This is a genomic window from Pedobacter sp., assembly GCF_045628745.1.
In the GTDB taxonomy this organism is placed as follows: Bacteria; Bacteroidota; Bacteroidia; order Sphingobacteriales; family Sphingobacteriaceae; genus Pedobacter.
The window spans coordinates 1-9,950 of sequence record NZ_JAZQPU010000454.1 but is presented as its reverse complement, the minus strand read 5'-3'; the positions used below and the strand labels follow the sequence as shown (position 1 = coordinate 9,950).

The window sequence follows — 9,950 nt, the reverse complement described above, 5'->3', positions numbered from 1 at the left end:
ATCACTTATATCACCGATAGAACAAACTTTGATTTAAGAGCAGCCGTCAATAAAAAGCTGGAGCTTAATGCAGATTTTGAATTAAATGGCAACAGACTTTCCTTAACTTATTTCAATGAGAAGCTGTCGGATGGTTTCAGAAGTACCTCTAACTACCGCATCTTAGACTATAAGAAATATGACAACACCTCAGTAGATGCGGCTAATTTAACTGCAGCACCCCTCACAAGCGATTTCCAATCAACAGATGAACGTCAGTATTATGCCTACACCACTACCACCAACGGCAGTACTTTGAATAAAGAAGGTGTTGAGTTTCAATTTGTCTCTCGTCGTTTTCCGGGTATCAATACCCGTTTTAAAATAGATGGTGCCTGGTTCAATTCAACCTATGAAAACACCTATCCCTTTTATAAAGTCATTTCCACTATTGCGGTAACCGAGGGCAAAACTAGTCAGTACATTGGTTATTATAATGATACCGATGGCAAGAATATTCAGCAATTTAACACAAACCTAACTGTAGACAGCGACCTGCCTAAATTGGGCTTAACGCTTTCCAGCTCTTTTCAAAACCTTTGGTTTACAAGTAACCAAATGGCCTTTAAATCGGGAACGCCAGTATCCTACCTCGGTGTGGATGGCGTAGAAAGACCATATACAGAAGCAAGTAAAACAGACCCTAACCTGAATCACCTGAACCTTACCCATGCGGCCTCCTTATTTAGAAAAACAACAGTCCCTATTGATCTTCAGGTGAATTTTAAAGCCACTAAAAGATTCAAAAAAACAGCAGCAGTTTCCATGTTCGTCAACCGCTTGTTTACCTATACCCCAAATTACACCAATAATGGTGTAACCGTTACCAGACAAGAATTTAACAGTCCATATTTTGGAATGGAACTTAATTTTAACCTTTAAATATATATAGAGCAATGAAACTATCAAAACTATCAGTCATCTGCATGAGCATTTTTAGCATGCTTTACTTCAGTGCTTGTAAAAAGAACGATCCATTGTCTACACCTCAAACTGCGGTAAGTGTTGATTTCACCAACCCAAAGGATATCACAGCGGTTGTGTTTTCAAACACACAAATTGTGTTTAAAGAAATTAACAGTGGTAAAACTACCAGTTTTAGCGTGGAAGCTGGTAAAGCTTTGAATGTATCTTTAGCAGAAGGATCGTATGATGTGAGTCTTGATGGGGACATTAATTATGTGGATGGCACCGAAAAACTGACTGATAAAGTAAGTGGCTATAAACAAGGTGTGCTGATTAATGGTGACGCTTATAGCTTTAATTTAGCCTTATTTATCTCGCATGCCAAAGCAGACTTTGTAATCAAAGAAGTTTTTTATACAGGTACCGTTACACCAGAAGCAAAGGTTTATAATGGCGATAAGTATTTCATTATTTACAACAATACGAATGAAACTTTATATGCTGATGGCTTGGTGATTGCTGAAGCTGCTTTTGTATCGACTACAAAAAGAGAGTATACACCCAGTATAATGTCGCAAGCCTTTTCTGCAGGTTCGTTGATGATGATCCCAGGCGATGGCACTAAATACCCTGTTTTACCAGGAAAACAAATTGTAATTGCTAACAATGCCATTAACCATTTAGAGTACAACATCAACTCCCTGGACCTGACTAAAGCAGACTTTGAAATCCCTTTGATTTCCTCTATCAATGTAGACAATCCTCAGGTAACAGATTTAATTGGCATTACTTCTTCTATGACCATGCACAACCGTGGTTTTAAAAGTTATGTGTTGGCGCGCCTTGAAAAAGGACAAACTGTAGATGCCTATAAGTCTGCAAATTTGTATACCTATGGTTATCAAAATGCTTTAGGAAATACCACAAATTCTACAGCATATAAAATTCCAAATGCACAAATTATCGATGCGGTAAACTTATCTATTCCTTCTGGTTTTGAATGGATCCTTACTGATCCTTCATTGGATAAAGGATGGTCTTATTGCGGAAAAGTTGATCAAGATGCAACGCGTTACGGAAAAAGTGTTCGTCGTAAAGTAAGTGCAATCGCAGATGGGCGTGAGATTTTAAAAGACACCAACAACTCTACTTTAGATTTTGAGGCTGAAGCTAAGCCTTCTTTAATGAAATAATTAATGCAACTGCAAAAACTTATATTATCAATTGCATTCCTGGGTATAGGTCAAACCTATGCCCAAGATTCTACCTCCCGGGTATTGCAATTGAAAGAACAAACATCGCCTGTTACTGCCATTGCCGACCAGTTTTTTAACAGTCCGGCTTTACGGCCTTACCAGCGTAATTTTGGCTTCTCCCACCTGTCGGCCACTTATACCAACGACCAGCAAGATCTTTACCTGCAACAAAAAGGAAATGGCCAAAAAGGTTACCAGGTCAATTCAGAAACCTATATTAAACAATCACCTACCCTCACTTTATGGGGCAAGGCTTACTATATCAACGAAAAGATTAAGGGGGTAAATTTCAACGAATCTTCAGATTTTGATATCGTTTACCCTTATGTAATGACTGATACTGTTGGCGGTGACCTGAATTCGGAAAGTTATTTCTTTAAAGGCGGACTGGCAAAAAAAACAGGTAGAAATAACTTTGGTTTTGAAGCCAGCTACCGGGGTGTACAGGCTTTTAGAGATGTAGATCCAAGGCCTTTAAATATTACATCTGACATTCACGTTAATTTCTCTGCATCAAGGGAAATCAGCACAAAATATGCGCTTGCACTAGCCTTGAAAGGGCAGAAATACACGCAAAACAATGAACTTGATTTTGTAAGTGAGCTGGGTTCTCCACTGGTTTACCACGATGCTGGTTTAGGCGCCTATAATAGACTGTTGGCTGGAGAAAGGAAGAAAGCCTATTATAGTGCCAATAGTTATGCTGCGGCATTTTCCCTAGCCCCTATTACGCAAAAGGGCTTCTTTGCCGAAATTGCTTTTAAGCAGTTTTCACTGGATAAACAATTAGACCGCATTGCCTCCCCTATTTCGGAAGCCGATGAAAGAACATACGAGGGCAGCATTGGCTACCTTAACAAAGAAAACGACCATCACTTTGTGGTTAAAATAAATGCATCTACATCACAGCGTAAGGGGCTTGAGGCTAAATTCAACAACAATGATGTAGAAAGTTCTGTACAAAGAATAAACAATAACGTTCGTTTTTTGAATGATAACTTAACCCTGAAATTGCATACTGTTTATGGCAAAACAGCAGGAACTTTTAACTGGTATATTGGTGGTGATGCACAGTTTACAACCAATAACCAGCAATATGTAGATCCTGCACGTTACCTTGATTACAGCAGCTTGTTGGTTGGCTTAAATCTAACCGGTGTAAAGCATTTGAAAAACAGTGTGTTCAGTGCCCGGGTACAAGTATACAAAACAGAAATGTTGGAAAGTAATTATTATTGGGATGATGCCAACCCAAAAACTGCCATTTTTAGCATGTTAAACAGTAATTTCGCGTACCTTAGCGCCTCCAGTATGACATACGGTGTACATCTGAAAGCTGATTTCCCCGTGTCAGAAAAATTAGCGTGCTTTATTCAGGCTGAAGGATGTTACCAAACGACTATCAATAGAAAATACTTCGGCATTACTGCTGGATTTTCATTTTAAAAACAACACATGAAGAGGATTTTTACCATAGCAGCTATCCTTGCCGTATTTATAACAAGTACAGCTTTCATAGATGAAATTGATTTAAAAGCATTACGCAAACAGTACGAAAAACCAATTGCAGAATGGCCTAAACCTACTCTTGATGAAGGTATCGATTTTCAGGAGTTTAAATCGCTTGTGGCTATTGATTCTACATATTTTAAAACCATGGCTAAACCTAAAGTGAAGCTTGGTAAACTGTTGTTTTTTGACCCTATGTTATCCAGCTCGAGCCAGATTTCCTGCAGCAGCTGTCATGATCCTCAAATGTCTTTCGGCGATAAAAGAGCTGTTTCTTTAGGTAACGACCATATGTTAGGTTCAAGAAACACCCCTAGCTTAATGAATGTTTCGCAAAGGAAGTTTCTATTTTGGGACGGAAGGGCAACCACACTAGAGGAACAGGCTGTTGTACCGATAAGTACGCACCATGAAATGAACATGGATACCAAACAATTAGGCCAGAAACTAGGTAAAATTAAAGCCTATGTTGCTTTATTTAAAGAGGCTTATGGTACCGAAAAGATTACCGTTCCACAGATAGCAGATGCTTTGGCTAGATTCCAGGAGACTTTAATGAGTCGCCGCAGTCGTTTTGACCGCTTTCTTGATGGTGAATATAAAGCCATGACAGATCAGGAAATCCACGGTATGCACCTGTTCCGTACTAAAGCGCGTTGCATGAACTGCCATAATGGTCAGTATTTGAGTGACGATAGCTTTCATAATATCGGCTTAACTTATTACAAACGCAAGTACAATGATTTAGGGCGTTACAACGTCACTAAAGATGCTAATGATGTGGGTAAATTTAAAACACCTTCGTTAAGAGATGTGATGAATAGTAACCCCTGGATGCACAATGGTCTATTTGATAACATGACAGGTATAGTTAACCTCTATAATAGTGGCATGCATATGATAGATCCTAAGCCGGAGCAAAAGCTGAAAGACCCTTTGTATCCGCAGACGGACCCTATTTTACAAAAACTGAACTTAACCGGCGAAGAAGTTCAAGCTGTTGTAGCCTTTATGAATGCCATTACTGCTACACAATATAAAATGCCCCGACCAGAATTGGTGAGAGACAAATAAGTATTTTTTTAAGATCCATAGAAGCCTGCATCATTCCCCATGAGCAGGCTTTATGGTTTCTTTAACTGTGCCACAGGTGAGCATCTCCTCACCAAAATAAGGGTTTTTGATGTCTTTACCCTCGCTTAGCCAAAACGCCCCTTTATCGTTTAATGCCATAGGGCAATGCGCTACATAAAGTTCGCCATCACTTATACCGCTTTGTTTGATTAAAGGAATAAAAGCCTCGTTTAAATGAGCGTATATGGCTCTTTGTGCTTTAATATCAACTGCGGTGGTCATTTGCCTTGCTGCCGTTGTTAAAGCCCCTGCATCTTTAATTTGCTTAGCTCCTGTTTCAATGGCTAAAGCGGCCACTTTTGCTCCCGTAACATTGCCTGCTGTGAGGGCATTGGTTAACAACTGGTATTGTTGGTAAACGGCATTCAGCTGGTCGCTGTTTAAGCCAGTTAGCTTTTTTGTTTTTACCACAGCAGGAATTGGTGTTGCTGTGCGCTGCTGCTCAGGTTGACAAGCCATGATCATCAGGGATAAGAGTGTTAGCATTATTATTGCTGTTTTCATTGATTTAATTTTTTAAGGATCTCAAAGGTTTCTTCTTTGTTTGTAATCAACTGATTCTTATTTAATTTTCTATTGGAAAATCAATCCAATTGATTCGAAGCTTAATTGTGGTGTGACATTGGGTTTTTCCCTTTTTTTAGGATGTATTCGCTGTAAAGCAGGTATGCACCCGTAACAACCACCTGATCGCCTTTTTGCAGTCCTTCCTTAATTTCTACTGCATCAAAGCTTTCCATTCCTGTGGTCACCTTACGGGGTTCAAACTTGCCCTTTGCAGTTTCTATCCATACATGGCTTCCATTTCCATCACGGATCACTGCATTAACGGGCAGGCTCATTCCATTGCCTTTGCTTTGCGAAGGCACAAAAATATTGGCCTGTAAACCCGGCTGCCATTGGTTATTTGGATTAGGGAGTGTACCCCGTACCTGGATCAATTGAGACGACGCTTGCAATTCTGGGTTAACAAAATTCAGCGATACCATTTGTGGTTGATCGTCATAACCGGGAATCACTACTTTCACCTTTTGCCCCTGTTTAAAATCAGCCAGTTCTGCAGGGTAAATATCTGCTTCTACCCATAAAGATTGGTAACCTTCAATGCGCATTAAAGCGCTGCCCTCGGTCACATATTGTCCTTCGGTAACAGCTAACTCAGCCACGGTACCACTTTCTGTCGCCAGAAAAGTAATGTTTGGGTTTGTCTTTTTATGCTGCTGCAGGGTCTGTAGCTGTGCTTCCGTTTGTCCGTATAATTTTAACTTCTGTTTAGCCGATTGTAGGATTTGCTTAAAGGTCTTGTCGGCCGGAAACTCGGCTGCCGTAGCCAAAGCTAACAGGTATTCCTGCTGTAAAGAAGCCAGTTCTTCGGCATAAATTTGGTATAAAGGCTGTCCTTTGGTTATTTTCTCACCTGTTTGCTTCACAAATAATCGGTCAAGGCGACCAGCAACACGACTGGAAATATACGTTATTTTTTCAGGGTTAATGATCAACCGGCCGTTCAATTGTTTAAAGGTTTCCATGCCCTCTGTGGCCATAGCCATGGTGCTGATGTTAGCCAATGACCTTTGTCGTTCATCAAGGTGTAGCGCCAGTTCTGCATTACTTTTCTCAAAAGGTACAAGATCCATGGCGCAAATTGGGCAGGTTCCCTTTTTATCCTGCACAATTTGCGGGTGCATAGGACAGGTATAGGAAACAGCTTTTCCCTGTTGCACTTCTTTTTCTGCCTGGTTGCATGCGGTAAAGAACAATAGAGGAACAAGCAGTATCATTGTAAGGATTCTAATTATATGTTTTGTTTCCATGGTTAATCCGTTTTTGTTTTTACCGTTTGGATGAAGCTCTCACTATCCACCAAATAGGCCGCATTTTTGGCAAACTCTGCATTTTCAATTTCTGTGAATACCTGCACTTCCTGCGCAAGCTTTACCCCTGTTTTCAGCGTTATGGGAATAAAGGTTTTGCCCTGCTTTTTAAAAGCAACATCCTGGTTACCGATAGACACCACAGCTGATTTAGGCAGCCAATAACCTTTGCTGGCAACAAATGGAAATTGCCCGCTCACCAGCTCTCCGGCCTGAAGTCCACTGTTTTGAAGATAAACCCTGGCGATCACAAAGTTTTCTCCAGCATTGACCACCGGTTGCAGCATACCGATTTTACCCCTTAGCGTTTTCTCCTGATCTGCCGTTCTTTGAATGATGACGCTGGTTTCTTTGTTCAGCTGTGCAACAACACTGGGCAATAAAGAAAATTCTACCACCAGGTTCCCCGCTTTGTAAATGGTGAAAATGCTTTGTCCGGCACTGACGTACTGACCTTCACGAAGTAATATAGGCGAACTTGCAGGGTTTGCGGCAGTTTGGTTAACAGGTTTGTTAGTGCTGTTTCCGGCACCCATATTATCCATTCCAGCACCTCCGGCATTTGTTGTTGCCGCTGTAGGTGAAGCTGCAGCTGTTGCTGCCTGTTGTTCTAAAATATAACCATCAGCATGACTAAAGACAGGCACCCTGTAAGAAATTTGTCCTGTGCGCAATATTCTGCTGACCTGTGTGGCTGTCATCCCTAAGTTCATTAATCTTTGTTTTGCAGGTTCGAGCATGCCTTCCTGGTTTCCCGACGACTGGATGAGCAATAATTCACGCTGTGCTGTGGCAAGGTCTGGTGAATAGATTTCCATCACCAGCTGTCCTTTTTTAACCGGTTGAAAATTGTATTTGATATACAACTTTTCTATACGCCCAGTAACACGACTAGCGAGCTGCACTTGATTCCTTGTATCATTCACCACGCGGCCGGGCACTTCAAGTGTGTAAATTTTTGACCCTTTCGTTGCCTTTACCACAGGAAAGTGAGCTGTCTTTTTTTCTTGTGGCAAAGTGGCCTTGTTTTCTATTGTAAGATCTGCTGACTTTTTGGGTTTGCAGCTTTGTATAGCCATACCCAAAAAACCAACTATCAAAAAGCTAGCGATATAATTCCTTTTCATAATCGACGATCATTTGGTACAACTTAATTTTCTCTTCCAATACGGTGGAGTGCATCATGGTCAAGGCCTCCCAGGAGCTGATCACTGCAGGCAGCTGGAGTTTATTTTCCTGGTAATTGATAAAGTCGGCATCCATGGTTTTCTGAAGTGCAGGGATAATCTTTTCTTCCATAGCCTTGATTCTTTTTTCCATGGTCTTGATTTGATATTGCATGCCTGTTAACATTCCCTGGCTTTCTTGCAATAGGCCAGCTCGCTGTTTTTCCATCGCCTGAATTTCATAATCCATCGCTTTAGCCTCCGCTTTATACATTTTCGATGACCATGGTGAGATAGGAATGCTGACCATTCCCATTACGCTATAGGCCTGGGGCATCATCTTTCCTAAAGGAGACATGTGGTCAAACCGGATTTTAAAGTCGGGCTTAGCCTTTGCTTTCATGGCCGATATGCCCAGCTTCATGGAATTAATGTTGAGTTCCATCTGCGCAATGTCTTTCCGCTGACTAGCCAATGCGGTCGTATCCATCACACTTTCTGCTAAAAACCGGGGCTGATAGCTGAGGTCGATTTCCAGCGGATGGCTGCCCGGTAAATTCATCAGGCTGTTGAGCCATGCACGGGCTTTTTCAATTTCCCCTTCCTGCATGCTGATCATGTTTTCATTTTCTTCAATATTGGCGGTGGCTTTATATACCCCCGACAGCTGGCTCTGGTTGTAAGGATAGCGGATTTGCTCAATCTTTTTCATCATCTGCATGAGCTTTGCATTTTCTTTCAGCACCTTAATGCGCTGTTGGGCAACAACCCAGGTAAAGTACAAAGTTTTTGCCTGTGCTTTCAGCTCATTCAAGGCAATATCACGACCAGCAAGTTCTACTGCAGCCTGCGATTCCACATAACGTTTTTGGGCATTGAGCTTCGCCGGATTAGGGATTTCCTGTTCCAGCTGGAACATCAGGGCACCTTTATCACCTTGTTCCATTACCTGCTGACCGGGATAAGGCGTCATGAAAGTTCCAACACCAACCATGGGGGCCATCCAGGCAGTGCCAGCCTCCGCTTTATGTTTGAAACTTTCAGCTTTTAGCGCATAAGTCTGCAGCAAAAGGTTATTGTTCTCTATTCTTTTTAATACCGTATCCAGCGTTAAAACTTCCTTTTGAGCCAAGAGTTGAAGCGGTAAAAGTGCCAGTAACAGGGCTATTTTTTTAATGCTGAACATGATGTACCTCCAGTTTTCCGTATTTTTTCAATTCATATTCTTTAGCCATTAAAAAGATCAATGGCGTAACCAGTAAAATGTGTGTAGAGGAGGTCAATACACCTCCTATCATGGGTAATACAATAGGCAACATGACATCAGTGCCCACACCCGTTGCCCATAATACGGGGATCAGGCCAAATAAGGACACACAAACAGTCATTAATTTCGGACGAAGTCGCCTGGCAGCTCCCCTGACCACATATTCACGTAAATCATCTCGAGTACCTATGTGAAGACGAGAAGTGCACGTGGATTGACGGTGGCTTGAAACGGACTCGAATCCCGAGGGCATGTGGTGTCGGTAGGGTCAGCGCTGGGCGAGTAGCTACTCGAGTAAGATTTCAAAGCCCCGGAGGAGATTGCTACTCGGGTAGCAACTGGCGGAGTCGTAGATGGCCATTTAGTGAGTATCGGAAGAGTAGTGCCAAGCTCCTCTATGACTGGCTAACTGCTTTGATGAGACTGCCGATTGCTTTCGTCGCCACAACTGAGCTCTCTACTTTGGCTCTTGGCACAACTCTGAGTGCTCGAGTATTACTCGAGTAGACTACTCGAGTGGGCAGAGTACCAAAGTCCTCGTTTCTCAAGTGATTACTCGAGTACTAATCCCCATCACCGGCATACTCGCCCGGCGCTGGTGGCTGATTGTTGAGCTTGACATAGACGTATTAGGCGAGGTTCGCAAGGAGGTGGCAGATGCTGGCAGGATGGAGCAGAACGGACGCTGGGAAGACGTAGCTGAGGCTTGAAGTGCCAATTTTGATGCATTGATCAGCTACTAGCCAAGGATACAAGCTTTCTGCGAGTTTGGACTCGAGCATCTGTTGACGCCTAGTAG

At 42.1% G+C, this 9,950-nt stretch carries 8 protein-coding genes and 1 pseudogene; 4 read left to right on the top strand and 5 right to left on the bottom strand.

Annotated elements, in window-relative coordinates; all coding sequences use genetic code 11:
* The 4 genes from ACR2F7_RS16400 to ACR2F7_RS16385 all read left to right on the top strand — a co-directional run.
* On the top strand, nucleotides 1-921 hold a 921-nt coding region (locus tag ACR2F7_RS16400; protein ID WP_432714620.1), incomplete at its 5' end, for a hypothetical protein.
* Between the two features lie 14 nt (nucleotides 922-935).
* A complete protein-coding gene (locus tag ACR2F7_RS16395) occupies nucleotides 936-2,138 on the top strand; it encodes a DUF4876 domain-containing protein (protein ID WP_432714619.1) in 1,203 nt (400 codons plus the stop codon).
* A 3-nt stretch (nucleotides 2,139-2,141) separates the two neighbouring features.
* On the top strand, nucleotides 2,142-3,647 hold the full coding sequence (locus ACR2F7_RS16390; RefSeq protein WP_432714618.1) for a DUF6850 family outer membrane beta-barrel protein: 1,506 nt from the start codon (nucleotides 2,142-2,144) through the stop codon (nucleotides 3,645-3,647).
* 9 nt (nucleotides 3,648-3,656) lie between these two features.
* Nucleotides 3,657-4,784 (top strand): cytochrome-c peroxidase, encoded by a 1,128-nt coding sequence (locus ACR2F7_RS16385; protein ID WP_432714617.1) that lies wholly within the window; start codon nucleotides 3,657-3,659, stop codon nucleotides 4,782-4,784.
* 30 nt (nucleotides 4,785-4,814) lie between these two features.
* Here the strand turns inward: ACR2F7_RS16385 and ACR2F7_RS16380 are convergent, their stop codons facing one another.
* The 5 genes and pseudogenes from ACR2F7_RS16380 to ACR2F7_RS16360 form a co-directional block, all read right to left on the bottom strand.
* Nucleotides 4,815-5,348 carry a DUF3347 domain-containing protein gene (locus ACR2F7_RS16380; RefSeq protein ID WP_432714616.1) on the bottom strand — a complete coding sequence of 178 codons (534 nt, stop codon included), beginning with the start codon at nucleotides 5,346-5,348 and terminating at the stop codon, nucleotides 4,815-4,817.
* A gap of 101 nt (nucleotides 5,349-5,449) precedes the next feature.
* Nucleotides 5,450-6,658, bottom strand: a complete 1,209-nt coding sequence (locus ACR2F7_RS16375; RefSeq protein ID WP_432714615.1) for an efflux RND transporter periplasmic adaptor subunit — start codon at nucleotides 6,656-6,658, stop codon at nucleotides 5,450-5,452.
* A 2-nt stretch (nucleotides 6,659-6,660) separates the two neighbouring features.
* Nucleotides 6,661-7,845 (bottom strand): efflux RND transporter periplasmic adaptor subunit, encoded by a 1,185-nt coding sequence (locus tag ACR2F7_RS16370; RefSeq protein WP_432714614.1) that lies wholly within the window; start codon nucleotides 7,843-7,845, stop codon nucleotides 6,661-6,663.
* Nucleotides 7,823-9,070, bottom strand: a complete 1,248-nt coding sequence (locus ACR2F7_RS16365; RefSeq protein WP_432714613.1) for a TolC family protein — start codon at nucleotides 9,068-9,070, stop codon at nucleotides 7,823-7,825. Before ACR2F7_RS16365 ends, ACR2F7_RS16370 begins: the two co-directional genes overlap by 23 nt.
* Nucleotides 9,057-9,335, bottom strand: a pseudogene (locus ACR2F7_RS16360) (efflux RND transporter permease subunit); the annotation flags it as partial. The pseudogene ACR2F7_RS16360 and the gene ACR2F7_RS16365, both read right to left, overlap by 14 nt.
* Nucleotides 9,336-9,950 lie beyond the last annotated feature (615 nt).